Below are 26,806 nucleotides of genomic sequence, written 5' to 3'. Positions count from 1 at the left end.
GCATCGATGGGTTTAATCTCCATTTCTCCGGGAATGTTTCATAAGGTGAACGATACGACTTAGGAGGGATTTAGCAATGGGTAGACTGGATCAAAAAATAGCTGTCATTACCGGCTCGGCAACAGGGATTGGACAAGCGACTGCGCTTGTATTTGCAGAACAAGGAGCAACGGTCGTTTGTGCCGATGTCTCACTTGAAAAAGCAAAACAAACAGTAGAACAGATTACACAACAAGGCGGGAAAGCGGAAGCCGTCCATGTCGACGTCTCAGACGTCGAGAGTGTTGAGCAACTTGCGAAGCATGTCAAAGAGACATACGGTACGGTCGACGTCCTCTTCAACAATGCCGGAATCGATGAACAAGGCGGGAAAGTCCACGAGTATCCAATCGATCTCTTCGACCGGATCATCGCTGTCGATTTACGCGGTACATTCCTCGTCAGTAAATTCTTGATTCCACTCATGCTGGATAACGGTGGTTCGATCATCAACACGTCATCGATGTCGGGTCGCGCAGCTGACTTGAACCGGTCTGGTTATAACGCAGCGAAAGGCGGAATCGCGAACTTCACTCGCGCGATGGCAATCGATTACGCGCGTCATGGTATTCGTGTCAATTCGTTATCGCCAGGAACGATTGAAACACCACTCATCGATACACTCGTCGGTGAAAAAGAAAAAGAACAAGGCAAACAGTTCCGCGATGCGAACGCCTGGATCACACCACTCGGTCGACTCGGTAAACCACGCGAGATGGCAACGGTCGCCCTCTTCCTTGCTTCTGACGACAGCTCATATGTCACAGGTGAGGACATCACGGCGGATGGCGGCATCATGGCTTATACATGGCCGGGAGAGATGTTAATCGATTCGAAGTGGAAAGACGAAGCAGAAAAAAGTGAATGAGCAATGCGCGGTGTAACCCTTTAGTTGCACCGCTTTTCTTTTACCTCAAGACGTTCAGTACCGTAAATTATTTTCTGAATTAGTTTACCTCCCTGAAGTATTTTTATCAGGGTACACTACAGGTAAAGGGGGAAAAATTCATGCAAACAGCGATTACTTACTTACAACGGTGTCTTCAAATTCCAAGTGTCAATCCGATGGACGGAGAAGAAGCCGTCGCACGTTACGTATACGATGTATTGGTCGATCATCAGATCTCGACAGAATGGATTGAAGTTTCACCAAAACGAATTTGTCTCGTCGCGACCGTCCCTGCGAGCGAGGATGTTTCACGTCCTGCCGTCCTCGGTCTATCTGGTCATCTCGATACGGTTCCAGTTCAAGAAGACGGCTGGACGAAAGATCCATATGGTGGCGAAATCGAAGACGGCCGCATCTATGGTCGTGGGGCTTCTGATATGAAATCAGGTGTCATGGCAATGGTGCAAGCACTGATTCAATATAGAGAACGTCAAGAACGACCAAACACTATCAAACTTCTGATTACATCCGATGAGGAGAATGGAATGACGGGTGCTCGTCATTTGACCGAACAAGGACACGCGGATGATTTAGACGCTTTACTGATCACAGAACCAACAAGCGGAATGATCGGTTATGCACAAAAAGGTGTCGTTGGGATCGAAGTGACATGTCGTGGGAAAAGTGCACACAGCTCTGCCCCTCAACTCGGACGTAATGCGATCGATGACGTCTATCGCGTCATCCAGGAAGTGAAGTCGGAACGCTTCTCGATTACAGCGAATCATCATCCGGCGCTTGGTCCAGTCGTTGCGTCGATCACCTCGATTTCAGGAGGCGAAGGACCGAATGTCGTTCCGAGTCAGGCTTCCTTTTATATGGATATCCGGACGATTCCCGGGTTCGGTCGAGCGGACGTTCTTGCTGCCTTTACAGCTATCGAGCGTCGTCTTGTAGCAGAAGATTCCGAGTTTGATATGAACGTGACCGTCATCAAGGATATTCCTTCTTGTGAAACCGATGAACAGGCGCCTTTCTTGCAACAGGTCGCGGATACTATGGAGCAGGTTAGCGGCGTGACACCACGAAAAATCGCTATTCCAGGTGGAACGGATGGTGCGATGTTCAGCCAAGCGAAAAAGTCATTTCCAATCGCAATCGCTTCATTCCATGATTTCCGTCTCGCACACCAAGTGGATGAATCGATTCCGTTATCCGAATATGAACAAACGATTGCGTTTTGCTTCAACTTGATCAACACACCATTACATCAATCGCTCCCATCACATTAAAAAAAGAAGGAACGACATTCGATATTGTAACCGAATGTCGTCCCTTCTTTTTGTGTTAGCGCCTTTCATCAGCTGATTCAGTAGACGCCAAGTTGTGCTAACGCCTCACTTAAATAACTTTGATCACTGCGAAACTGGTGACTCGTTTGTCCGTCAGACCAACTGATGAAGACACGACCAAGTCGGTCATAGCGTAAGCGGAGTCGAATTACTCCCTGCTCGAATACGACTTCACCGTGTAACGACTCATGGACGTGAGCAAAGTTACGGATGAACGCATCATATTGATTGAATGTAACTGAAAACTGGTGTTCACTATTCCGCCCTACCATCTGAATCGTTAGTTCTTCTTGCGTTGGATATACGTGTAAGATTTCCCATAGTACACTGCTTTCTTCTCCTCGAAACACGATACGATGCTTCATTCGATTTCCACCTCTGAGCCACAGGATATTTACTAGCACTTCTCGAAAGTAACCCATATCTTCTTCATCCGAAAGGATTCTGCTTATGCCTGATACGCCAAAGACAGGTCCTACCGAACAGTCCGTTGATGCCTTTCTGACACAAGTCGAACCGCCGCAACGTCAAGCAGATGGTATCACACTACGTCAGTTCTTCGAAGATGTCACGGGATATGAAGCCGTACTTTGGGGTTCATCCTTGATTGGTTTTGGTTCCTACCATTATCGCTATGCCTCCGGCCGCGAGGGCGATAGCTTTTATGTCGGCTTTTCTCCGCGGAAGACGAACCTCGTCCTTTATCTCGCACTTGGTGAAGACGCAGTCTCAGAACGACTGCTTGCCAGTCTCGGTACGTATCGACGCGGTAAGTCCTGCATCTACGTCAAACGACTGACTGACATCGACTTAGGCATACTTCGGGAAATGATCGAGCACTCGATCCGCACGTTAAAAACCATGTACCCCTCTTGATTTCAATCAAAAACAGCCGAAGCGAATGCGCTTCGGCTGTCTTGTTATCGAATTAATGTCCGCCTTCCGTCCGGTCGATATGGCGAATGTGTTTGAGATTGACCCCGATGATGATGACGGATAAGAGGACGAAGCCACTTCCGACATAAAACGGTAGATTTGCGTTGAAGATTTCAGCCAATTTACCGGCCATGAATGGCGCGATGGCTGCCCCGAGAAAACGTAGGAAACTGTATGCCGCAGATGCTGTCGAACGTTCGACAGGTGCTGCATCCATGACAGCTGTCGTGATGAGCGTGTTGTTATTCCCAAGCACAGCTCCCGCCAAGATGACACAGACGATGACGACGGCTGGAGTTTCCGTGAAAATCCCCATCAACAGAAGCAAGATCGCGAATGTGATCAACATCATGATCATCGCTTTGATCGTTCCGAACCATTGTTTCAGTTTCGGAGCCGTTAAGACTGATGTGATCGCAAGCAACATCCCCCAACCGAGGAAGACGAATCCGAGTCCTTTCGCTGGTAGTTTCATGACGAATGGTGCATAGGCCATGATCGTAAAGAAACCAACGTTATAAAGCGCCGCAACGATCCCGAGTGTCAAGAGCGAACGATGCTTCATCGCTTGGAACGGTGCTTTTAATGATAACTTTTGTTTTGGTGCAGCAGATGCTGCTGGTTTTGGCATCAAGAAGAGCAAGACGAGAAACGCGATGACCATGATTGTCGCAACACCCATGAATGGGGCGCGCCATGTGATCGAACCGAGTGTTCCGCCTAATAGCGGTCCAATCGAAATCCCAAGACCAACGGCTGCTTCATACAAAATGATGGCTTTTGCTGTTCCGCCTGACGACAGCGAAACGATCGCAGCCAGTGCGGTTGCAACGAACAAAGCGTTCCCAAGTCCCCATCCACCGCGTAACGCGACGAGCGTCCAAATGCTGTCTGCTTGTGAAGCAAAACCAGCAACAGTTGCGATGACGGCGATCCCGAGCATTAATGTTCCTTTTTGACCAATCCGTGATGAGATCGCGCCTGTAATTAACATCGCGAATGCCATGACGGCGTTATAACTTGTAAATAAGAGCGTTACTTCACTTTTGGACGCTTCTAAATTCTCGGCAATCGTCGGTAAGACGGGATTGACGAGTCCCATTCCCATGAATGCTGTAATACTGGCGAAAAAGACTGCCCAAACAGCAACCGGTTGATGGAATAATCCATGTTTGCTTTCCGCTAATACCGTTTCCGGCTCAAGCGTCGTTGTTTTTTCAGCAAGTGCCATAGTGTCCCTTCTTTCTATTGAATGTATTATATGAACTGTTTAAACGAATGGCGGATGACGTCGCCTCGACTAATGATCCCAACAAGACGTCCTGCCTTAAGGATTGGAAGCTTTTTGATCCGTTTTGAACCGAGCGTTGCTGCAATCTCTTCCATTTCTGTATCAGCGTCTGCTGTTACAACCTTCCGGCGTGCAAGTTCCATGACAGGTCGATTCAAGATATGACGAATTCGATCTTCATAATCTTCTTCGTCTCCTTTGATGACATCTACATATAAGAATGTATCGACGATGATGTCCTTGTGTTTTCCGATCGCGCGCATGATATCTCCGTCACTGATATAACCGACGACCTCTTGCTCGGCATTGATGACGGGTACGCCGCTAATACCAGATTGAATGAATCGTTCGATGACCGTACGAATCAGATCTGTATCGTTTACCGTAATGACCTCTTGTTTCATCGATTCATAAGCTTTCATCTGAATTCTCCTTTGTCGTTCGTTTCTCATCTACGAAAGTTGTATGATACAATTAAAAGAACAAAAATGATTGTATAATACAACTACAACTCTGTCAAGCCTCCTGCTTTTCGCATTGACAGCTTATCCACATTGGGTAATCATGAGGGACAGAGAGACTTTTTTGAAAGGGGAGATACCCGATGTCTCAACAATCACTCGAAACTATTGAACTCGAGTTAGCGATCCTGATCCGGCGCTTAACGACGGCGACGGCAGACAATCGTAATTTGGACCGTGCTTCTTATCTCTTACTGCGACAATTAGCGGATTCCGGTAACGTCGGTGTTAAAACACTTGCCCGTGAACTTCAGCTCGATGTCTCGACCGTCAGTCGCCAAGCAGCGGCACTCGATCAGAAGCAACTCGTTGAAAAAGTAAAAGATCCGACAGATGGGCGAGCCTTTTTCTATCATATTACAGATAAAGGACAACAAGAACTCACCATCTACCGAACCGCACGTCTCGCGAGCATCGAACGTCTACTGACAGACTGGCCAGCGGATGATGCAGAAGATTTCGGACGCCTATTGCAACAATTCAATCGCGCCTTGCGCGAACGGTAATGGAATCACACCATTAAAAAAAACGGACGCGAAATCGATTGATTTCGTGTCCGTTTTTTCGTCATCATTCATCACGTATGAGAAACCTGGCAAACCGAACGAATTTGCGCGATATGTTCCGGTGAAGTTCTACAACAACCGCCAATCAATCGTGCTCCAGCTTCATACCATGTCTTTGCGATGGCTTGGAACGACGTGCACTGATTCGTACCCGACCACGTCTTTGCGACCGGATCATAGACTTCACCGGAGTTCGGATAGACAATGATTGGAACACTCGTCAACGTCTTAACGTGACGGATGAAGTCGGTCGCGTAGGATGCCGGAAAACAATTTGCGCCGATTGCTGCAAGTTGCGGATGCTGTCCGATTGTCTCGATGCATATCGCAAGCGGTGTTCCCTCACTGATGTGCGTCGCATCTTGAAGCGAGAACGTCAGCCAAGCAGATACTTCCGGGAACGCTTCGAGAATCCCGAACAACACGACAGCTTCCTCAAGCGACGGAATCGTCTCGAATGCCAGCAGATCAGCCCCCGCTTCAATCAATGCTTCGATGCGCGGTCTGTGGAAGGCTTCTAGCACATCTGCTGACACACCATAATGACCGCGATACTCAGAACCATCTGCTAAGTAGGCACCATAAGGACCAACTGATCCCGCAATCAATGCGGCACTCTTTCCGCTACGCGTCCGTGCATCTTGCGCTAAGGTAACCGTTTGTCGAATTAACGCTTGTGCTTCCTCGGTCGTGATGTGACGTTGCTTGAATCCTTCGATACTTGCTTGATAGCTTGAGGTGATCGCAACATCGGCGCCCACTTCAAAGTAATCGTGATGGACACGCTCAATCTGTTCCGGTGCTTCGATTAAGAGGCGTGCTGACCAGAGTGCATCGTTCAGGTCGAATCCCTTTTGTTCGAGTTCAGTCGCAAGCGCACCATCTAAAATTAGGAAAGGAACTTCCTGTAATCGTTGATCAACTGGATTTTTGATTCGGGACATCTTCAACACTCCGTTTCTGAGAAGAATTCGTGAACGCATGAACGACATAACAGATCACGATGAATGGGATACCGCAATACAAGGCGACTCGTTGCGTCGGATCAAATCCGATACCAATCAGGGAAATCAAACAGACGACGAAAGCGGCGATCGGTACCAATGGAAAGAGTGGTGTACGATAGACCAATTCGTCGACCGTATGCCCTTCGCGGAGGAATTGTTTCCGGAAGCGATACTGCGCAACGCTGATACTCATCCAGACGACGACGACAGCAAGGCCGGAAATCGAGACGAGCGCAATATAGACACTTCCTGCTGCATAGATGCTAGACAGCAAAGCAAGTCCTCCGCCAAGCATGCTGAACAATACAGCTCGAAGTGGAACCCCACTTGGCGTCACCTGGGCGAAGAAGCGCGGAATCATGCGTTCGTTCGCAAGCGACCAAAGCATCCGGGAGGCAGCGTAAAGCCCAGAGTTCGCTGCCGACAAGATCGCTGTCAGAATGACGAAGTTCATCACGTCTGCCGCATACGGAATTCCGATTCGTTCGAACACCGCAACGAACGGACTTTCGAGCACGCCCTTCCCTTCCGTTGGCAATAAGACGGCTAATACGATGATCGTACCGACGAAAAAGAGGACGAGTCGCAAAATCGTTGTTCGGATCGCAAGCGGAATCGTCCGCTTCGGATCGACCGCTTCACCCGCTGCGACGCCGATCAATTCCGTTCCTGAGTAAGCAAAGTTCACAGCAAGCATCGTCATGAAGATCGCAAATGCTCCATTTGGAAACAATCCTCCTTCCGTTAAGGAAGAAAAGAATGGTGCTGGGCTACCATCTTGTAATGGGATGAAGCCAACGATGGCTCCCGCACCAAGTAAAATGAAAGCAATGATCGTTACGACCTTAATGGCGGAGAACCAAAACTCGACTTCAGCAAATACGCGGACCTTCAAGACGTTGATACCAAGGATCATCGCAGCGAATAATGCACTGAACACCCAGACTGGAATCGACGGGAACCAACGTTGCATTAAAATGCCTGCTGCCGTGAATTCTGAACCAAGGGCGACCGTCCACGTCAGCCAGTAGAGCCAGGCCACCGTATAACCGGTACCGGTTCCGATATACTTCGTTGCGTACTTATGGAATGATCCGGTTTCCGGCATGTGTACAGCGAGTTCGCCAAGACTTAGCATGACTAAGTAGACGACGACGGCTCCTATCAAATACGACAAAATCGTTCCGACACGTCCCGCTTGTTCCAACGTATAACCTGTACTTAAAAATAATCCTGTTCCAATGACGCCTCCTAACGACAGCATGATCAGATGACGTGATTCCATCTTGCGTCGAAAAGCTCCGCTCGTTTTCATGAATCCATTTCCTCCTCGTTCCACCTATTTCAAACAAAAAACGCATCCTCACGGATGCGTCGGTCGACAATTCGGAAATCTTATCGATCGGGTGCAACACCCGCAGGAATTAGCACAGTATCTTTCGACCTGTTGCTGAGGTTTCATAGGGCCAGTCCCTCCACCTCTCTGGATAAGTATGTAATTGTTCCTAACCCTATCAAGTCTTTTCCGAATTGTCAACGCAATTCAGAATACTCCTATTAAAAAACATTCCGTATCGTAATGATCCGGAATGTTAGAACGTTTTATTTTTTAGCAAATAAATCCGCTGTCTTTAAGGCTGCCCGAACCGCTTTCCGGTTCAATGTTCCTTGCTGATGCTTCATTTTCTTCGTTTGAGCAGCCAGTTGTGCTTTGAGCGCCGCAATTTCCTGATCTTTTTGAGTCGTCGTTGTCTGTTTCTGCAATGCTTTGATTTTCTTATCTTTTTCGGCCAATTGCGCTTTTGCCTGTTTTTGCGCATCCGCGATCTTCTTCTCTTGTTCCGGGAAGAAGCGTTCGAAACGAGCTACTGCTTCTTCGAGACTCACGCCAGAAATCGGTTGAACCGGTGGAAGTAGTTCCGCTTGCGCCATTTGACGGTCAAACGGTACATTCTCAGGATAGTTCGTCTCTTGATAAATGTGTTCAAGATCATTCACGTTCAAGAAATCAACGAAGTTGTCGAAGTTACGTGCTTGAACACGTACTGGACTTTGGAAATCAGCATTGGCTACGACGTCGGATAATTGTGTATCCGCTTTGATGTCGTTCGCCCAAATATGCGTCAACTGATGATAATCCGTTAGTTCGCGCATTCGTGCATCCTTTGGAATGAGGATACTCGGCGTACCCGCAAGCGTTGCTGTGATATTTCCATGCAAGCGCGCACCAAAACTGAGGTCTGCCTGCCCGATGAAATCGAACCATGTTTGTGCGTTCAAGAAGAAACGAACACGATCGTTCATGTAAGCAGGATCCGACATCTTCACCGGATAGTTCGTCACGGACAAATCTGCGATCGGATGCGTTCCTGTATACGTCAATTTCAGTTCCTTCATCCATTGGGGAATGAAGTAATGATTCGGATACTCTTCCATTCCGCGCGTAATGAAATCAAGAACATTTTGTGGTGCTAAACGTGACGAGTTGACCGTAATCATCGACTCGGGCGTAATGTTCGTTTCACGAATATGTAAGTCGCGACCAAACGCGTACATCGAAGGACATCCGATGACACGATGATCAATGCCTTCGCGAAAACCAAGACGCGTCAAGTATTTCGACGTGATTTCCCCACGAAGACCAAGCATGCTTGAGCGCTCGAGAACGGCACTGACGAATGCTTTAACATCTTCATCGAACGGGAATCCACCATCTAAGTCTGGTTCAAACGGTGCACGTAATCCTACACCAATAACGACGACTGGAATTTTTAATTTCTTGATAAGGCGGGTGTACTTCCGCAACGTCGGTACGAATTCTTTTCGGAATGCGTCCGCTAACGGAATGACATAAAGATCAAAGTTGGCATTGATTTCGTCCGCCCGTTCTTCATCGTAATAGTAATAGTCCGGTGTAATCGTCGTACCTTCTGTCATCAACGTCCGAAAGATACTGTATTGATAAATGAGATTTCCAACGTTTCCTCCAATGGAATTATGTTTCATCAAATAAGGAGCATCGAACTGTTCGAATGGTGTCATACCTGCACGAATAATAATACGTTTCATAATGGATAAACTTCCCCTCTCGTCTGCTTCATTCGTCCTTGCAAGAAAAAATGTGGAAAAATATATTATCACTTTTTTTCAATCTCATTAACAATAGATGAATTTTATTTCGGAAGTCAACGATTCCTAGGGGAAACAGGTCTTTCGTCATCAAAACGAAACATTTGTACTACTCCATTATTTTTCTAAAATAGAAAAATGTAACTATTTAATCGTTCCAAGATACATGCGTAAGTTTGCTTCGACTAATTTTAAAGCTCTGAACCGTTCTGTCGAAGTAGGTTTTAACAAGGCGCTGAAAAAATGTTCCACTTCGACTGGCTGACCTTTTTCCATATCGCGCAACATCGACGATTTCATCGTATCTTCCATCGCATGCATCTGCTTCAATAGCACCGTTTCTGTATCGTCATTGAAGACCGCGCCCTGTTCTTCCATCGCCTGTTTCGCTTCGTTCATGACGTCTACAATCATCTGACGCCCGACAGCTTCTTCCCGAATCGAACCGATCGCTGAACGAAATAGCGTCGTCACACCCGCAAATGTCGAAATGAAAAGATACTTTTGCCACATGTCATCCATGATATGCATCGAGTACGCCATCGGTGCCTTCGCTTTCGCAAAACGTGTTGCGATCTCCTGCAAACGAGCTGTTGGTTTGCCGGTTCGTGAGCCAAACAACAGTCGATGTGACGGACTCGTCTGTAAAATGCGTCCTTCTGCATCAAGCGTCGATTCAATGAAGCAAAGACCGCCCAGTACACGCTCTTCTCCGAAGACTTCTGTTAACCGACGAATATGTTGCATGCCATTCAATAAAGGAATGATATACGTCTCGTTCGAAACGAATGGCGTAAGATCCTTTAAGACATCATCTAAGTGATAGGCTTTCGTCGAAAGCAAAACGACATCAAATACGTGATCCGGTCGCATGTCTCGTGTCACTAACTGAGGCGTGATCGTGATATCGCCATGAGGACTAGTGATCTGTAGACCTGTTTTTTGTAATTGTTCATATCGCTTCGGACGGACGAGAAAGGTCACCTGTTCACCTTGCTCAGCAAGACGGCCCCCGAAATAACCTCCGACTGCTCCTGCACCTACAACTAAAATGTTCATATGTACTATCTCCTCCTTACCCGTTCTGGTTATTGATTACTCCTTCACCCTAACATATTTGGAACCGATTTCCTGATTGCCAGTTGAATCTCTAAGATTTAAGTGAAGCGTTTGCATTTTAGAGAAAAACGTATATACTAACTTGTATACAAGTATACTCACTCTAGAAATCAGGTGATTTTATGTCAGAACTGTTATACCCCTTGAAGTGGTTGTCAAAAGCTTCTGCCGGAGATCGTGTCGCGCACGAACTACGAATGCGGATCATTTCAGGAAAAATTGAAAGCGGTACCATCTTATCCGAAAACAAAATAGCCTCTGATTTTTCAGTCAGTCGCTCACCTGTCCGTGACGCGTTAAAGGTGCTTGCAGCCGAACAGTTGATTCGTCTCGAACGAATGGGAGCGGTCGTCGTCGGTTTATCCGAGCGCGACATTCAAGAAATCTATGATGTCCGGTTACTCATCGAAACGTTCGTCTTCGAGCGACTTGTTAAGGTCGAACGGGCAGAACTCGTCCGTGAACTCAGCAAAATTCTCGAAATGATGAAGGTTGCCATCAAATATAAGGATGCTGATGAATTCTCTTTCCAAGACGTACTGTTTCATGAAACGATCATCCGCTCGATCGATCATGGGTATGTCAGCATGATTTGGCAAAATCTCAAACCAGTCATGGAAAGTTTCATCCTCCTATCAATGCGGGTACGATTCGAGGAAGACATCGAAGACTTTGAACGCATCCTCGCGAACCATGCCTTGTATATCGAAGCGATCGAGACAGGAGATCGTGAACGGATGGTTGCTTCCTTACATCAGAACTTTGATGATGTTCAGGAAGTCGAAGATCTCTGGAAAACGCAACAAATGATGTCGAAAGGAGTCGATTCACATGACTGAATACATGTTAGGCGTCGATATCGGAACGACGAGTACGAAAGCAGTCTTATTTACGACAAAAGGAGAGGTCATCGGACAAACGAACGTCGGTTACCCACTCCACACACCGAACCGTTCGACGGCGGAACAGGATCCGGAAGAAATTTTTGATGCCGTACTCGAATCCATCCGATTGATCACAAAACGTCATCCGAGCATGCCACCGAAGTTCGTCGCGTTCAGTAGTGCCATGCACAGTTTGATTGCGATGGACGCACAACATCAACCGTTGACTGCCTGCATCACATGGGCGGACAGTCGGAGTGAAGCATGGTCGAACAAGATTAAGGAACAATATGGTCTCTCGATCTATCACCGGACCGGGACACCGATTCATCCGATGTCACCGCTTAGCAAAATCAGTTGGCTCGTCGAAGATCGTCCGGAGCTCCACGCTCAAACGAAAAAGTATGTCGGGATCAAGGAGTTCGTGTTCCAAAGACTGTTCGGAACATATGTCATCGACCACTCTCTCGCTTCAGCAACTGGTCTCTTTAATATTCATGAATTAGGTTGGGATACGGGCGCACTGCATGTCGCAGGTATCGATGCAAGCTATTTATCGGAACCCGTACCGACAACGACGTCATGTACCGGACTTAATACTGATTACGCACGACAAATGGGACTATCCGTCGATACGCCGTTCTTAGTTGGTGCCAGTGATGGTGTCCTCTCCAATTTAGGTGTCAACGCGATTCGCAAAGGGGAAATCGCGATCACGATCGGAACGAGCGGTGCCATCCGAACGATCATTGATCGTCCACAGACGGATGAAAAAGGACGAACGTTCTGTTACGCACTGACCGAGGACCACTGGGTCATCGGCGGCCCCGTCAATAACGGAGGAATGGTCTTACGGTGGATTCGTGACGAACTTGCTTCAGCAGAAGTCGAGACAGCAAAACGCCTCGGCATCGATCCGTATGCTGTCCTGACGAAGATTGCCGAACGCGTCCGCCCGGGGTCCGACGGTCTGTTGTTCCATCCTTACTTGTCCGGTGAACGAGCACCGCTATGGAATCCGGACGTCAGCGGTTCATTCTTCGGTTTGACGCTCTCACACAAAAAAGAGCACATGATCCGGGCAGCACTAGAAGGCGTCATCTACAATCTGTATACCGTCTTCCTCGCACTCGTCGAATGCATGGATGGTCCTGTGACGCGGATTCAGGCAACCGGTGGATTTGCCCGGTCTGAAGTCTGGCGCCAAATGATGGCGGACATCTTTGAGTCGGAAGTCGTCATTCCGGAAAGTTTCGAAAGTTCATGTCTTGGCGCTTGTATTCTCGGACTGTATGCGACAGGGGAAATCGATTCGTTCGAAGTCGTATCCAAGATGATTGGGGAAACACATCGCCATGTACCAAATGAAGAAGCGATGCATGAATATCGTCAGCTTTTACCGATTTTCATTAGTCTAGCGCGGACATTATCCGAAGACCACAAACGAATTGCTATGTATCAACGGAGCTTGATTCAAGAGGAAAACTAACTTAATCTTTTGGGGGAAGTCATCATGCCTTTAGTCATCGTAGGAATTGGGATCGTCGCATTGCTCGTTCTCATCATGGGGTTAAAATTAAATACGTTCGTTTCACTCATCATCGTTTCCTTTGGCGTTGCACTATTACTCGGTATGCCGCTCGATCAGATCGTCAAGACGATCGAAGCCGGTATCGGAGGAACACTCGGTCACCTAGCTCTGATCTTTGGTCTTGGTGCGATGCTTGGAAAGCTAATCGCTGACGCCGGGGGGGCGCAGCGAATCGCGATGACGCTTGTCGCACGATTCGGGGAAAAGAACATCCAATGGGCGGTCGTCGTTGCTTCGTTCATCATCGGAATCGCACTCTTCTTCGAAGTCGGACTCGTTCTGTTGATTCCAATCGTCTTTGCGATTTCACGCCAGCTCCGCGTCTCGATCTTATATCTTGGGATCCCAATGGTCGCAGCACTGTCTGTCACGCACGGCTTCTTACCACCTCACCCAGGTCCGACCGTCATCGCAGGGGAGTATAAAGCCAATATCGGGGAAGTCTTATTGTATGGTTTCATCGTTGCTGTTCCGACAGTCATCATTGCTGGTCCTGTTTTTACGAAGATCGCGAAACGACTTGTACCTGAATCGTTTACACGCACAGGAAACATCGCGTCACTCGGGGAACAAAAAGAATTTGATTTAGACGAGACGCCAGGTTTCGGTATTAGTGTCTTCACTGCGATGCTACCGGTCCTCTTGATGTCGGTCGCAACGATCTTCACGCTTTTACAAGAAACACTCGGCTTGGGTGAGAGTAGCGTCATCTCGGCGATCGAGTTCATCGGGAACGCCTCGACGGCGATGTTGATTTCGTTACTCGTCGCGGTCTACACGATGGGGATCGCCCGTAAGATTCCGATGCAAACGGTCATGGAATCTTGTACGACGGCCATCGCCCAAATCGGGATGATGCTATTGATCATCGGTGGTGGCGGTGCCTTCAAACAAGTCTTGATTGACGGCGGCGTCGGTACATTCGTCGCACAATTATTTGAAGGATCGGCGTTATCTCCGATTCTGCTCGCTTGGTTGATCGCTGCGATTCTGCGAATCTCACTTGGTTCTGCGACAGTCGCTGCCCTTTCGACAGCAGGTCTCGTCATTCCGTTACTGGAGCAATCTGACGTCAACTTAGCGCTCGTCGTCCTTGCGACTGGTGCGGGTAGTCTAATCGCTTCACACGTCAATGATGCGGGCTTCTGGATGTTTAAAGAGTATTTCGGATTATCATTAAAAGAAACGTTTGCGACATGGACTGTGCTTGAGACGATCATTTCCGTTTGTGGACTTGGGTTCGTTCTTCTCCTCAGCCTCGTCGTCTAAGAAAAGGAGTCGTTCTACTTATGCAACATTCTATCGGAGTCATCGGACTTGGCGTCATGGGACGCAACTTAGCACTGAATATGGCGAGTCATCAAGAAGAAGTCGCCATCTATAACTACACACGTGATTTAACGGACGATCTCGTCGCACACGATGAGGGATTATCACTTCATCCGTACTACGATATCGAAGCATTCGTACAGTCACTCGCCCGTCCGCGTAAAATCTTCATGATGGTCACGGCCGGCAGCGCGATTGATTCAGTCATCGAATCGTTACTTCCACATCTTGAAACAGGCGACATCATCATGGATGGTGGGAATTCCCACTTCCTTGATACGGAACGTCGCTTCGACGAACTCCAACGACACGGCATCGAATACATCGGCGTCGGCGTATCGGGTGGTGAAGTCGGTGCACGGACCGGTCCTGCGATCATGCCGGGTGGATCGAAAGAAGCCTACGAACATGTCGCACCGATCTTGACGAAGATTGCCGCTCACGTTGAAGGCGATCCATGTTGTGTCTATATTGGTCCGAAAGGCGCTGGTCACTTCGTCAAGATGGTTCATAACGGAATCGAGTATGCGGACATGCAACTGATTGCTGAAGCGTATAGCTTCCTCCGTTTCCGTCTCGGACTCGACGTCACGGAAGTCGCGGACATCTTCGCTGAGTGGAACGAAGGTGAACTGAAAAGTTACCTGATTGAGATTACAGCGGACATCCTCCGAAAAACGGATGATGAGACAGGGCAACCGTTGATTGATGTCATTCTCGATCAAGCCGGTCAAAAAGGAACTGGAAAATGGACGAGCCTGCAAGCCATTGATAATGGGATCGCCTCTTCGATCATCACGGAAGCCCTGTTCGCGCGTTACCTTTCAGCTATTAAAGAAGAACGCGTCGCAGCGTCTGCTGTCCTAAAGGGACCAGAAGACTTGTCAACGCTTGAGCGAGACGCGTGGGTCGAACGGATTCGTCAAGCGCTTTATATGGGGAAAGTTGCCGCATACGCGCAAGGCTTCACCCAGTACCGGACATCGTCTGAACTATACGACTGGAACTTACGCCTTGAGGAGATCGCCTTGATCTTCCGTGGTGGATGTATCATCCGGGCCGACTTCTTGAACGTCATCAGTGAAGCGTTTAAAAACGACGCGAACCTCTCGAACTTGATGCTCGCCCCATTCTTCGCTGAGAAAGTACAGGCGTATCAAGAATCGTTACGTCACGTCGTTGCCGAGGGAGCGTTATCTGGTTTTGCACTCCCATCTCTATCGACGTCACTGACGTATTACGATAGCTACCGGACAGCAAACTCGAATGCCAACATGTTGCAAGCCCAACGCGATTATTTCGGCGCTCACACGTATGCCCGGACAGACCGCGAAGGCATTTTCCATACGGACTGGCAATAAGGAATACAGCTCCCGACTCCTGTTTCATTTAGGAGTCGGGATTTCTTTTTTTGTTCACACAATCTTTCCTGAAATAAGAAATTACCGATTATACCTTGACAAAAGTGTTGGTCTATATGAAATTAGTATTAGATTAGAATTATTCTAGTGTGATAAATACAGATTACCTGTATGCACTAGAACAGATTCTAAATATAGAACCCTTGAGGAGGATTTTTATCATGTCTTTAATCGGAAGTGAAGTAAAACCATTCAGTGCATCAGCATTCCACAACGGAGAATTCGTTGACCTAACGGATGCCAACCTTCGCGGTAAATGGAGTGTCGTATGTTTCTACCCTGCAGACTTTACATTCGTTTGCCCGACAGAACTCGAAGATCTCCAAAACCAATACGCAACACTCAAAGCGCTTGACGTTGAAGTTTACTCTGTTTCAACAGATACGCATTTCACACATAAAGCATGGCACGAAACATCAGAAACAATCGGTAAAATCGAGTACGTCATGATCGGTGACCCATCACACGTCATCTCACGTAACTTCGAAGTCTTGAACGAACAAGATGGTCTTGCTGACCGCGGTACGTTCATCATTGATCCAGACGGCGTCATCCAAACAGTTGAGATCAACGCAGGCGGCATCGGTCGTGATGCGAGCACACTCGTCAACAAAATCAAAGCAGCACAATATGTACGTAACAATCCAGGCGAAGTCTGCCCAGCGAAATGGGAAGAAGGCTCTGCAACACTCACACCAAGCCTTGACCTCGTCGGAAAAATTTAAGGAGCGGATTCGCGATGGCTTTAGCACCAGACATTAAAGCACAACTCGCGCAATACCTCGAGCTTCTCGAAGGCGATCTCGTCCTAGCCGTTAGTGCTGGGACAGACGCCGTCTCGCTTGAGATGAGCGCACTCGTCGAAGAGATCGCAAGCATGACACCACGCATCTCCGTCGAGCAGGCAAGCCTTCCCCGGACACCAAGTTTCACAGTCAACCGTGTCGGTGAGACAAGCGGCATCACGTTCGCGGGAATCCCACTCGGTCATGAGTTCACGTCCCTCGTCCTCGCACTGCTTCAAGTCAGCGGTCGAGCACCGAAGGTCGATGCGGACGTCATCAAGCAGATTCAAGGCATTCAAGAAACGTACCACTTCGAGTCGTACATCAGCTTGAGCTGCCACAACTGCCCAGATGTCGTACAAGCATTGAACGTCATGAGCGTCCTCAACCCGAACATCAGTCACACGATGATTGATGGCGCGGCATTTAAAGCAGAAGTCGAACAAAAAGAGATCATGGCTGTTCCGACGGTCTTCGTCAACGGCGAAGCGTTTGGTAACGGACGGATGTCACTTGAAGAAATCTTGGCGAAGCTTGGCACAGGTGCCGATGCTTCTGATTTCGCTGATAAAGATCCATACGATGTCCTCGTCGTCGGTGGTGGTCCAGCTGGATCGAGTGCTGCCATCTATGCAGCTCGTAAAGGGATCCGGACAGGTATCGTCGCAGAGCGCTTCGGTGGACAAGTCATGGATACGATGAGCATCGAAAACTTCATCAGCATGAAGTACACGGAAGGACCAAAACTCGTCGCAAGTCTTGAGGAGCACGTCAAGGAGTATGGCATTGATGTCATGAACCTGCAACGAGCAACTCGTCTTGAGAAGAAAGACCTCCTTGAGCTCGAGCTTGAGAATGGTGCTGTCTTGAAGACGAAGAGTTTGATCCTTTCAACAGGTGCACGCTGGCGGAACGTTGGTGTCCCAGGTGAACTCGAATTCAAGAACAAAGGCGTCGCCTACTGCCCACACTGTGATGGTCCATTGTTCGAAGGAAAACGTGTCGCAGTCATCGGTGGCGGAAACTCAGGGATCGAAGCAGCCATCGATCTCGCGGGAATCGTCAAGCATGTCACGGTCCTTGAATTCGCACCGGAACTAAAAGCCGATGCTGTTCTTCAAGAACGCCTCGCTTCTCTTCCGAACGTCACGGTCGTCGTCAACGCACAGACGAAGGAAATCACAGGAACGGACAAAGTGAACGGTATCACGTACATGGAGCGCGAAACGAACGTCGAACGTCACGTCGAGCTCGAAGGTGTCTTCGTCCAGATCGGTCTTGTACCGAACACGGACTGGCTCGGTGAAACGGTGAGCCGTAACAAGTTCGGTGAAGTCCAAGTCGATCGCCACGGCGCAACGAACGTACCAGGCGTTTTCGCAGCAGGAGACTGCACGGATAGCGCGTATAAACAGATCATCATCTCGATGGGCTCTGGTGCAACAGCTGCACTGGGTGCTTTCGATCACTTGATCCGGAATTAATGCAAAAGAGCGGAACTCAGACGAGTTTCGCTCTTTTGTATTTCAATAGTAGATTTCCCCGTACCATGAACAATGATATTCTTTCGTGATGTGATGTCTTGTTAAGATGCCTTGCTTCGCGTATGTACCACTGACCGTTACGACCATCGTTTGCAAAGCATCGATTGGAGTACCGGAGAATCCGGTTTGCGTCCACTTTCCATCATCGATCGCAAGAGACGTCATCGAAAAGACATCGGATAATCGTTGGCGTTTACTCTGTTCCAAGAGTTCCGTCTCGAAATTTCCGATGATCCGGACATCGTTTCCACGTTCCGTACGTTCAAGCGTTCGTTCACTATCCCACTCTAGACTCGTTTGAACACGTAACGGCTTTAACCGTTTGACTACCCGTTCCTGAAAACGTTTCGGTGAAACCCAGTCCTCGTCTGCGAATTGATCTGCTGCAAGCAACGTAATGTCCGCATTTTCATTCGTCCGATTTATTTTCTGTACGATTTTCTCGTATGCTACGTAATAACGCTGATGTTGTGTCGTCTGATCCTTTGCCTCCGTTGTGACTGGTAACAATGAAGCAAGTATGACAATGGCTGTTGCGATCTGATATTTCATTGACTTCCCCTTCCCTTCTCTATTCATTGTATGAAAAAAATGACGGGTACATTCGAAAAGAGCGACTGTTTTATAGATTTTTTCATTCTGAACTGTATCAATAGATCGTATTCTTCTGGAATTAAAAACAGATGAGGATTTGTATTCAAATCTGACCCCTATAAATAGTTCAAAGTTGACACTTTTGACTAGTCCAGTCATCTGATAGATTGAAGATATCTTAAAATCTATCATAAAGAAGGTTAGCCACATGCAAAAAGCAGCACCGTATTCTAGCACTCGTACCCGTCAGCTCGTTATCACTGCGATGTCGATCGCACTTGTCCTTGTTGCGACACTATTCATCAATATCAAACTGCCAATCGCTTCAAGCGGTGGTCTCGTTCATATGGGAACAGCGATGCTCTTTCTTATCGCGATTTTATTCGGTCCACGAACAGCATTGATTGCCGGAGCAATCGGTATGGGATTATTTGATCTTATCAGTGGATGGACACTCTGGGCTCCATTTACAATCGTAGCTCGAGGACTCCAAGGATATATTGTCGGGCGTATCGCCTGGTCTTCGCGATACAAAGGAGACAATCCAGGCTTAAATATTTTTGCAATGATTGTTTCTGCTCCCGTCATGCTTGCTGTTTACTATGTTTGTGAAGGTATTCTCTACAGCAACTGGGTCGCACCAGCCGCTTCAATTCCAGGAAACATCACACAAAATGTCGTCGGCATCCTCGTTGCGATTCCAGTCGGGATTGCTCTAAAGAAAACACGTTTCTTCCGTAGCTTCCGCTAAATCCAAAAAAACCGTCCGGCTCTCGTAGAGTCGGACGGTTTTTCATTTAGCGAATCGGTTGACCTTGTTCAAGTTCAAGCGTTTTTGCTGTTTCTGCATGAATCTGCTCGAATAGTTCCGGATGTTCGACGAGCGAAATCCCGTATGACGGAATCATCTCCTTGATTTTTGCTTCCCACGCCGGTAGTTCGGACGGAAAACATTTTCCGAGCACTTCGAGCATGACCGGAACCGCTGTTGAGGCACCTGGCGACGCCCCAAGTAAGGCCGCAACAGATCCGTCGGCTGCACTGACGACCTCTGTTCCGAATTGGAGTGTCCCTTTTCCTTGCGGTGTATCCTTGATGACCTGGACACGTTGACCAGCGACGACGACATCCCAGTCTTCCGTCTTCGCATTCGGGATGAACTCTCGTAATTCGTTCATCCGTTGCTCCGTCGACAAGAGGACTTGTTCGATCAGATACTTCGTCAATCCCATCTCTTTCGCTCCCGCAGCAAGCATCGTCAAGACGTTGTTTGGTTTGACGGATGCGATCAAATCAAGATTCGATCCTGTCTTGAGGAACTTCGGTGAAAAGCCAGCGAACGGTCCGAAGAGGAGCGATTTCTTTCCATCGATATACCGTGTATCCAAGTGCGGCACCGACATCGGTGGTGCTCCGACTTTTGCTTTTCCGTAGACTTTCGCATGATGCTGTTCGATGATCTCAGGATTTTTACAAACGAGGAACAAGCCGCTGACCGGAAAACCACCGATCTGCTTCGATTCCTCGATGCCTGTTTTTTGAAGCAACGGTAGACTACCGCCGCCACCCCCGATGAAGACGAACTGCGCCGTATGATGCTCAATCCGATGATCCCGTTCATTCTTCACTTTGACTTCCCAACCCCCGTCAACACGCTTCAAGTCCTCGACACCATGCTGGTAGTTGATCTCTACATCGTGCTGTGCGAGATATTCAAACAGGATTCGTGTCAACGCACCGAAGTTGACGTCCGTTCCTGAATCGATTTTTGTCGCGGCGATCGGCTCTGGTGACGTCCGACCGTTCATGATGAGTGGAATCCACTCGGCTAATTTCGCTGGATCCTCTGAATATTCCATCCCTGCGAACAACGGATTCGCTGATAGCGCTTCCAATCGTTTTTTCAGGAATTCGACGTTTTCCGTTCCTTCGACCATGCTCATATGTGGAATCGGCATGATGAATTCTTTCGGATTCGGCAAGACACCTTCCTTGACGAGATGCGACCAGAATTGACGCGACAGTTGGAACTGTTCGTTTACTTTCACTGCTTTACTGATATCGATCGAACCATCGGCGTTTTCCGTCGTATAGTTCAGTTCGCATAGTGCGGCGTGACCTGTTCCTGCATTGTTCCACTCATTCGAGCTCTCTTCCCCGGCACTCGCGAGTTTCTCGAATACCTTGATGTTCATCTCAGGCGCGAGTTCTTTTAACAAGACCCCTAACGTCGCGCTCATGACTCCGGCACCAATTAAAATAACGTCTGTTTTTTTAGGCATACTGCTCATGATATCCTTCCTATCCCCGTTGATATTATGGACTACCTGTCATGAAAAACTTCCCCCTCATGACGACAACTTACCTTTCCATTATAACCCTATCATAGCTTGCACAGAAAGGAACTTCTTTTACATTCAGAAATGTGCAAAAGCGATGATTCAGAATAAGAAGATGTTCGTTAGCCGGCACACAATCAGGCATGACTTTGACGAAAAACGGTAATCATATAACGAAAGTAAAAGGAGGAACACTTATGGCGACACGCTGGATATTCGGCAATCAATTGAATCACGATCTCCCTTTATTACAGGAAGCAAACAAACAAGACGACGTCATCCTGATGGTCGAAGCGACCTCGCGCTCCAAGTGGAAGACGTACCATAAACAAAAGCTCGTCCTCGTCTTCTCAGCGATGCGACATTTTGCGGAAGAACTGCGCGAGAAGGGCTTCACTGTCGATTACCGGGAAGCCGATTCGTTCGATCAGGCATTCCAGGCGCACCGGAAAGATCATGATCCGGATCATGTATTTTATACAGCGATCACGGACGAACCAATGCGCAAGGCGATGCATAAGTGGCAAGACGCTTTACCGAAGAAAATCACGGTCGAGGTTTGTTCCGACGTGCCGTTGTTTTTACTGACACAGGAAGAAGCGGTCGAAGCAATCGGCGACAAGCCATACAAGATGGATCGGTTTTATCGCAAACTGCGCAAGGAACGAAACGTTCTCATGAACGGCTCTAAACCGATCGGTGGAAAGTGGTCGTTTGACGCCGATAACCGGAAACCGGCGAAGTCCGGGACGACGTTTCCGGATCCCGTTCAGTTTCGTCCCGACCACATCACAAGGGATGTCATCGATAAGGTCGAGCGTGATTTTTCCGATCATCCAGGAGCACTTGATTCCTTTCATTGGCCGGTTACGCGAAAGGAAGCGATGCAGGCTCTCCATCGTTTCATCGAAGAGCGGCTTGAGACGTTCGGGACGTATCAAGACGCCATGCTGACCGGGGAAGATACGTTATCGCATTCGCTCCTGTCAGCAGTAATCAATCTCGGCTTACTGACACCGGAAGAGGTCATTCGTCAAGTCGAGGCAGCACTTGAAGAACAGGATGCTCCGCTCAATGCGGTCGAAGGTTTCATACGCCAAATCCTCGGCTGGCGCGAATACATGCGTGCCGTCTATCTAGCCGAGATGCCAGACTACGCTTCCGTCAATGTGCTACGGCATGAAGCGGATCTACCGGACTTTTTCTGGACCGGGAAGACGAACATGAACTGTGTCGCTGAATCGTTACGTCCTGTCGTCGAGCATGCCCATAATCACCACATCCAGCGCTTGATGGTGCTCGGGAACTTCGCCAATCTGTTTGCGATCTCGCCGCAACAGACAGCAGACTGGTTTAACGAGATGTACATCGATGCCTACGACTGGGTCGTTTTACCGAACGTCCTCGGAATGGCGCTATATGCCGACGGGGGAACGTTATCGACTAAACCGTACATCGCTTCGGCGAATTACATCCATAAGATGAGTGATTATTGCAAGGGATGTCCGTTTCATCAAAAGGACATGCTTGGCGAAGATGCCTGTCCGTTTAACGCCTTGTACTGGGACTTCATCGATCGGCATGAAAAACGCTTCGCTGATAATCAGCGGATGTCGATGATGTATCGGCAATGGGGAAAGCGCGATGCGGACAGCAAACGCGATATTCGAAAGAAAGCGAAAGCACTTCGGAAACAACTACAGGATGGTGCTTTCAATACACCATGAAACAAGCCGGTCGGATTAGATCCGACCGGCTTGTTTTGACTTACGCACTTTTTTGATTAGCTGCTTGTTGTTTCTTTTTCCGGAGGTGATATAGTCCAAATAATCCGAGGAACCAGACCGGTGTCAGCAACAAGGCTGGACGTGTATCGTCAGCAAACAACATGACGACGAGAATGACAGCAAACAACCCAAGCACGAGGTAGTTGACGAATGGTGTCAATGGTGCTTTGAATGTCGACGCCGCATGTAATTCCGGATTTTGTTTCTTGTACCGGAGATGGCAGACCAGAATCACACCCCAGACCCAGATGAAACAGATTGCACTAATCGTCGTGACGATACTGAACGCTTGTCCTGGTAACAGCTTACTGAGCAATGCACCGACCGAGACGACGATCGTCGAGACGAACAAGGCGTTTGCTGGGACATGGTTTTTATTCAACTTCGAGAACTTGTTCGACGCTTGCTGTTGATTTCCCAGGTTATATAAAATCCGACTCGTCGAGAACATCCCGCTGTTACACGCCGAAGCAGCGGACGTCAGAACGACAAAGTTGATGATTCCTGCTGCGAGCGGAATCCCGATCAGACTGAACGTCTTGACGAACGGACTTTCTGTTGCACTTAATCCTGTCCATGGGTTGATCATCAAGAGAATCAGCAAGGCACCGACATAGAAGAACAGAATTCGGAGCGGAATCTTATTGATTGCAGATGGGATGTTCTTCTTCGGATCTGCTGTCTCGGCTGCTGATACCCCAACGAGCTCGACACCGACATAAGCGAAGACGACCATCTGGAACGAGAGCAGGAATCCAGAAATCCCGTTTGGCATCCATCCATTATGTGACCAGAGATTCGACACTGTGACGGGACCGGCATCCGTTTTAAAACCAATGACGAGCAAGACGATTCCGACACCAATCAAGGCAAGAATCGTCACGACTTTGATCAAGGCGAACCAAAACTCAAGTTCACCGAACAATTTAACGGTCAATAAGTTAAAGCCAAGTAAAATCAAGAGCGCGAGTACGGCTGGAATCCATTGCGGGATATCAAACCAATACTTGACGTATACACCGACAGCGATGATGTCCGCCATTGCCGTCATGATCCAACAGAACCAGTACGTCCAACCGGTCACGAACGCGGCACGCGGTCCGAGATAATCTTCTGCGATATCCGTGAGTGACTGATAACCTGCTTTTGACAATAACAATTCCCCAAGTGCGCGCATAACGAAGAAGATTGCGATCCCGACGAGTAAGTAGGCAAAAATGATCGATGGTCCGGCGAGTTGGATCGCTTTTCCTGATCCTAAAAACAACCCTGTTCCGATCGTTCCACCAATGGCAATCAACTGTACATGACGATTAGATAAATCTCGTTTTAATCCTTGCTGTTCCAAACCTGAACTCCTCCTTATGATGGTTTCTCTACGCTTCAGACCGTTCTGTCGGTCCTGAAAAAAGAAAAAAGAGACTGGACGAATGTCCAATCTCAACAAAATCAAAGGAATAACCCATACACACCACTATGACATTCCATGAATGCCCGTCGCTGCATGTGATTACTCTTCTGTCCGTTTGCCTGAGATTGTGAACCCTTCGGCGCCGTGTCGACACGGTCTCTCCAGAAGCTGCTCCTGCCATAGTGTGACCCATGACAATCATAGCTTTCTCTTTATTTGATTATCCGATGCGTCGCTGCATCGATGAATTGTTTCTAATTTTAGTAATCTCGACAGCATTTGTCAACGCCTTTTTCAAAATCATTTTTCAATCTATGAAAAGGACTTTACCATCTTTTCCAGAAATCATACAGCACCACTTGATCATGAAAGGATGAAACATTCATGTCGACGATTTACTTGATTCGTCACTGTGAAACGACCGGTCAGGCACCTGATGCCCCATTAACACCTGGTGGAGAAGAACAGGCACGACGACTGTGCACGCAGTTACTTGAGCTTCCGATTACACATCTTATTTCGAGTCCGTATCGCCGTGCGCTCGATTCGATTCAACCACTTGCGACTGCCCTGAAACTTCCCATTACACGGGAGGATGCTTTGAAAGAACGACAGTTAAGTGCTGTTCCACTTGACGATTGGCAGGATCATCTCCGACAAACGTTCGTCGATCCAGACTATACGTGTCCTGGTGGTGAATCTAGCCGAATAGCAACTGAGCGTATCACGCGTGTCGTCGATGAAGCGTTGCAACAGCATGATGGATCCATTCTCGTGACACACGGGAATTTGTTGTCTTTATATTTGCATTCGATCGATCCAACATTTGGATTCCAAGAAAGCTTACAGCTCAAAAATCCGGATATTTTTAAGGTGACACGTATTCAAAAACAAACAATTATAGAACACTTGGTAGCCTTTTGAAATTCTATTTATCTTAGGCATATGAACCGATAGAATCTATTTTTTATTTATAAAAAGCATAAGAACTATCTATTTTCCCTTCGAAACGGCTTTATATTAAACGAATTGATAACAAAAATTAAGTAGTTTTAGATTCATGTATGAAGCGGAACTTCGAAAATCTGCTTAATCAATCAACAAGCCCTTCCGGATCACCGGAAAGGCTGTCTTTATACTTCATTATGAGCACCATAGCTATGGCGAAGGGCAAACAACAGTCGAATCAATGGTTCATGATAGCCGATAAACCATCCTTCTTCGATCCCGTTGATGATGGCCTCTTCTGTCATCCAAGCGACACGCTGAACTTCTTCTTCCTGTAGTGTCAGCGTCGTCAGATCCACTTCTTGTTCGACGAGATAATAATCATCAAAACCGATTTCAAACGGAATCGTCAGATGCGGACGGACGCCCGTAAAATCGATGTCGAGTCCAAGCTCTTCCGACAATTCCCGTTGCGCCGCCATCTGACTCGTATCCCCGCTGATCGCACTGCCCCCGACTGTCAGATCCCACATGTTCGGCCAACCGGATTTGAACGGTTGCCGTTGTTGGACGAGCATCTCTCCCTTGGCGTTAAAAACACAGACGTGAATCGTCATGTGATAATCGCCAGCTGTATGTGGCGTTCCCCGTGTCCAGAGCCGTCCTGTTTTCTTGCGATCTGCTGTGTATACATCCCACTGTTCCATCTTGCATCATTCCCCTTTTTAATTGATGAAAGACGAGTTATTCGAGCTTTCCTCCGCTTTGACGCAATCAATCGCGACGACGAGGGCGATCAATAATTCTTCCATCGCTTCATCTTCGACTTCAATCATGTACTGATCGGTCCAAGAAATCCACTTTTTCTGCACGCGACCAATCCGTTGTCCCTGTTGCAGGACTTCAAAATCGACATCCCACCAGTCGCCTGTGACTTCGAACTGATCCGAGTTGATTGTATAACGATCCTTGAAGAACGTGAACTCTTTGATGATTTCGAATGATTGTCCCACTGCTTCGACATAAACGACCGGACGGAAACTAAACGTTTTTTTCTCGATTTCAGCAACGACTTCTCCGTTTCGGTTCGTTACGGTGAAGGTCTTCGGTAATTTCATAAAACTTCCCTCAATGTGATACGCATCGTGTCCTTCTTCGTCCTGAATCGCAAATCGTCCACGCAAACTGAAGGCTTTTTGTTTCATATAAAGTGTATGCATACCGGTCTCCTCCTTTAATGTATAGTCTTATTTACGACATTACTGACAGAAAAGATTCAAAATCTGGAAATAGCCAGTTGGTGCAGTTTGTAACAGAAGCTTCA

The 26,806-nt window shown here is 47.9% G+C and carries 25 protein-coding genes and 2 riboswitches; of the genes, 13 read left to right on the top strand and 12 right to left on the bottom strand.

The window, feature by feature from the left end; all coding sequences use genetic code 11:
- Positions 1-76: 76 nt before the first annotated feature.
- Positions 77-907, top strand: coding sequence for an SDR family oxidoreductase (locus tag BW42_RS12760; RefSeq protein ID WP_035411826.1), 831 nt, complete (start codon positions 77-79; stop codon positions 905-907).
- A 140-nt stretch (positions 908-1,047) separates the two neighbouring features.
- A complete protein-coding gene (locus BW42_RS12755; RefSeq protein WP_052019146.1) occupies positions 1,048-2,220 on the top strand; it encodes a M20 family metallopeptidase in 1,173 nt (390 codons plus the stop codon).
- A gap of 77 nt (positions 2,221-2,297) precedes the next feature.
- Here the strand turns inward: BW42_RS12755 and BW42_RS12750 are convergent, their stop codons facing one another.
- Positions 2,298-2,645, bottom strand: a complete 348-nt coding sequence (locus BW42_RS12750) for a hypothetical protein (RefSeq protein ID WP_035411823.1) — start codon at positions 2,643-2,645, stop codon at positions 2,298-2,300.
- Positions 2,646-2,730: 85 nt separating this feature from the next.
- Here BW42_RS12750 and BW42_RS12745 point away from each other — a divergent pair, with 85 nt between their 5' ends.
- Positions 2,731-3,156 (top strand): DUF1801 domain-containing protein, encoded by a 426-nt coding sequence (locus BW42_RS12745; RefSeq protein WP_035411820.1) that lies wholly within the window; start codon positions 2,731-2,733, stop codon positions 3,154-3,156.
- Between the two features lie 52 nt (positions 3,157-3,208).
- Here BW42_RS12745 and BW42_RS12740 read toward each other — a convergent pair whose 3' ends face one another.
- Together BW42_RS12740 and BW42_RS12735 are read right to left on the bottom strand one after the other, a co-directional pair.
- Positions 3,209-4,447 carry an MFS transporter gene (locus BW42_RS12740; RefSeq protein WP_035411817.1) on the bottom strand — a complete coding sequence of 413 codons (1,239 nt, stop codon included), beginning with the start codon at positions 4,445-4,447 and terminating at the stop codon, positions 3,209-3,211.
- 26 nt (positions 4,448-4,473) lie between these two features.
- Positions 4,474-4,929, bottom strand: coding sequence for a CBS domain-containing protein (locus BW42_RS12735; protein WP_035411814.1), 456 nt, complete (start codon positions 4,927-4,929; stop codon positions 4,474-4,476).
- Between the two features lie 182 nt (positions 4,930-5,111).
- Between BW42_RS12735 and BW42_RS12730 the strand changes: the two genes are divergently transcribed.
- Positions 5,112-5,534: a MarR family winged helix-turn-helix transcriptional regulator gene (locus BW42_RS12730; protein WP_035411811.1), complete on the top strand. Its 423-nt coding sequence runs from the start codon at positions 5,112-5,114 to the stop codon at positions 5,532-5,534.
- 71 nt (positions 5,535-5,605) lie between these two features.
- Here BW42_RS12730 and mmuM read toward each other — a convergent pair whose 3' ends face one another.
- The 4 genes from mmuM to BW42_RS12710 all read right to left on the bottom strand — a co-directional run bounded on the left by mmuM (position 5,606) and on the right by BW42_RS12710 (position 10,789).
- Positions 5,606-6,538: a homocysteine S-methyltransferase gene (gene mmuM / locus BW42_RS12725; RefSeq protein ID WP_035411808.1), complete on the bottom strand. Its 933-nt coding sequence runs from the start codon at positions 6,536-6,538 to the stop codon at positions 5,606-5,608.
- Positions 6,513-7,916, bottom strand: a complete 1,404-nt coding sequence (locus BW42_RS12720) for an amino acid permease (RefSeq protein WP_035411806.1) — start codon at positions 7,914-7,916, stop codon at positions 6,513-6,515. The genes mmuM and BW42_RS12720 overlap by 26 nt, the downstream gene beginning before the upstream one ends.
- Positions 7,917-7,993: 77 nt before the next feature.
- A riboswitch (SAM riboswitch) is annotated at positions 7,994-8,095 on the bottom strand.
- A 108-nt stretch (positions 8,096-8,203) separates the two neighbouring features.
- On the bottom strand, positions 8,204-9,670 hold the full coding sequence (locus tag BW42_RS12715) for a polysaccharide pyruvyl transferase family protein (protein WP_035411802.1): 1,467 nt from the start codon (positions 9,668-9,670) through the stop codon (positions 8,204-8,206).
- A 204-nt stretch (positions 9,671-9,874) separates the two neighbouring features.
- Entirely contained in the window at positions 9,875-10,789 is a 915-nt protein-coding gene (locus tag BW42_RS12710) for a ketopantoate reductase family protein (RefSeq protein WP_035411800.1), read from the bottom strand.
- A 182-nt stretch (positions 10,790-10,971) separates the two neighbouring features.
- Here BW42_RS12710 and BW42_RS12705 point away from each other — a divergent pair, with 182 nt between their 5' ends.
- From BW42_RS12705 to ahpF, 6 genes are all read left to right on the top strand, one after another.
- The gene (locus BW42_RS12705; protein ID WP_035411797.1) at positions 10,972-11,688 is read left to right on the top strand and encodes a GntR family transcriptional regulator; all 717 of its coding nucleotides are present in this window, start codon (positions 10,972-10,974) and stop codon (positions 11,686-11,688) included.
- Positions 11,681-13,222: a gluconokinase gene (gene gntK / locus BW42_RS12700; RefSeq protein WP_035411794.1), complete on the top strand. Its 1,542-nt coding sequence runs from the start codon at positions 11,681-11,683 to the stop codon at positions 13,220-13,222. The genes BW42_RS12705 and gntK overlap by 8 nt, the downstream gene beginning before the upstream one ends.
- Positions 13,223-13,246: 24 nt before the next feature.
- Positions 13,247-14,593: a GntP family permease gene (locus tag BW42_RS12695; protein ID WP_035411791.1), complete on the top strand. Its 1,347-nt coding sequence runs from the start codon at positions 13,247-13,249 to the stop codon at positions 14,591-14,593.
- 20 nt (positions 14,594-14,613) lie between these two features.
- Positions 14,614-16,014 carry a decarboxylating NADP(+)-dependent phosphogluconate dehydrogenase gene (gnd, locus tag BW42_RS12690; RefSeq protein ID WP_035411788.1) on the top strand — a complete coding sequence of 467 codons (1,401 nt, stop codon included), beginning with the start codon at positions 14,614-14,616 and terminating at the stop codon, positions 16,012-16,014.
- A gap of 221 nt (positions 16,015-16,235) precedes the next feature.
- Positions 16,236-16,799, top strand: coding sequence for an alkyl hydroperoxide reductase subunit C (ahpC, locus tag BW42_RS12685; protein WP_012371860.1), 564 nt, complete (start codon positions 16,236-16,238; stop codon positions 16,797-16,799).
- A 14-nt stretch (positions 16,800-16,813) separates the two neighbouring features.
- Complete coding sequence (gene ahpF / locus BW42_RS12680; RefSeq protein WP_035411786.1) at positions 16,814-18,343, top strand: alkyl hydroperoxide reductase subunit F; 1,530 nt, start codon at positions 16,814-16,816, stop codon at positions 18,341-18,343.
- A 42-nt stretch (positions 18,344-18,385) separates the two neighbouring features.
- Here ahpF and BW42_RS12675 read toward each other — a convergent pair whose 3' ends face one another.
- Complete coding sequence (locus tag BW42_RS12675; protein ID WP_035411783.1) at positions 18,386-18,955, bottom strand: hypothetical protein; 570 nt, start codon at positions 18,953-18,955, stop codon at positions 18,386-18,388.
- A 250-nt stretch (positions 18,956-19,205) separates the two neighbouring features.
- Between BW42_RS12675 and BW42_RS12670 the strand changes: the two genes are divergently transcribed.
- Positions 19,206-19,748: an ECF transporter S component gene (locus tag BW42_RS12670; protein WP_035411781.1), complete on the top strand. Its 543-nt coding sequence runs from the start codon at positions 19,206-19,208 to the stop codon at positions 19,746-19,748.
- 46 nt (positions 19,749-19,794) lie between these two features.
- On the opposite strand, the gene BW42_RS12665 is transcribed toward BW42_RS12670, so the two are convergent.
- Positions 19,795-21,288, bottom strand: coding sequence for a malate:quinone oxidoreductase (locus tag BW42_RS12665; protein ID WP_035411778.1), 1,494 nt, complete (start codon positions 21,286-21,288; stop codon positions 19,795-19,797).
- Positions 21,289-21,533: 245 nt separating this feature from the next.
- Here BW42_RS12665 and BW42_RS12660 point away from each other — a divergent pair, with 245 nt between their 5' ends.
- Entirely contained in the window at positions 21,534-23,063 is a 1,530-nt protein-coding gene (locus BW42_RS12660) for a cryptochrome/photolyase family protein (RefSeq protein ID WP_035411776.1), read from the top strand.
- A 40-nt stretch (positions 23,064-23,103) separates the two neighbouring features.
- On the opposite strand, the gene BW42_RS12655 is transcribed toward BW42_RS12660, so the two are convergent.
- A complete protein-coding gene (locus BW42_RS12655; protein ID WP_035411773.1) occupies positions 23,104-24,471 on the bottom strand; it encodes an amino acid permease in 1,368 nt (455 codons plus the stop codon).
- 160 nt (positions 24,472-24,631) lie between these two features.
- Positions 24,632-24,709: riboswitch (glycine riboswitch) on the bottom strand.
- A 209-nt stretch (positions 24,710-24,918) separates the two neighbouring features.
- On the opposite strand from BW42_RS12655, the gene BW42_RS12650 reads away from it, so the two are divergent.
- Complete coding sequence (locus BW42_RS12650) at positions 24,919-25,458, top strand: histidine phosphatase family protein (RefSeq protein ID WP_035411770.1); 540 nt, start codon at positions 24,919-24,921, stop codon at positions 25,456-25,458.
- Positions 25,459-25,667: 209 nt separating this feature from the next.
- Here BW42_RS12650 and BW42_RS12645 read toward each other — a convergent pair whose 3' ends face one another.
- Positions 25,668-26,189, bottom strand: a complete 522-nt coding sequence (locus tag BW42_RS12645; RefSeq protein ID WP_035411768.1) for an NUDIX domain-containing protein — start codon at positions 26,187-26,189, stop codon at positions 25,668-25,670.
- Positions 26,190-26,207: 18 nt separating this feature from the next.
- Positions 26,208-26,702 carry an LURP-one-related/scramblase family protein gene (locus tag BW42_RS12640; RefSeq protein WP_035411766.1) on the bottom strand — a complete coding sequence of 165 codons (495 nt, stop codon included), beginning with the start codon at positions 26,700-26,702 and terminating at the stop codon, positions 26,208-26,210.
- Positions 26,703-26,806 lie beyond the last annotated feature (104 nt).

Origin of the sequence: Exiguobacterium sp. RIT341, assembly GCF_000632205.1 — a bacterium.
Classification (GTDB): Bacteria; Bacillota; Bacilli; order Exiguobacteriales; family Exiguobacteriaceae; genus Exiguobacterium_A.
This window is presented reverse-complemented; position numbering and strand designations above follow the sequence as displayed.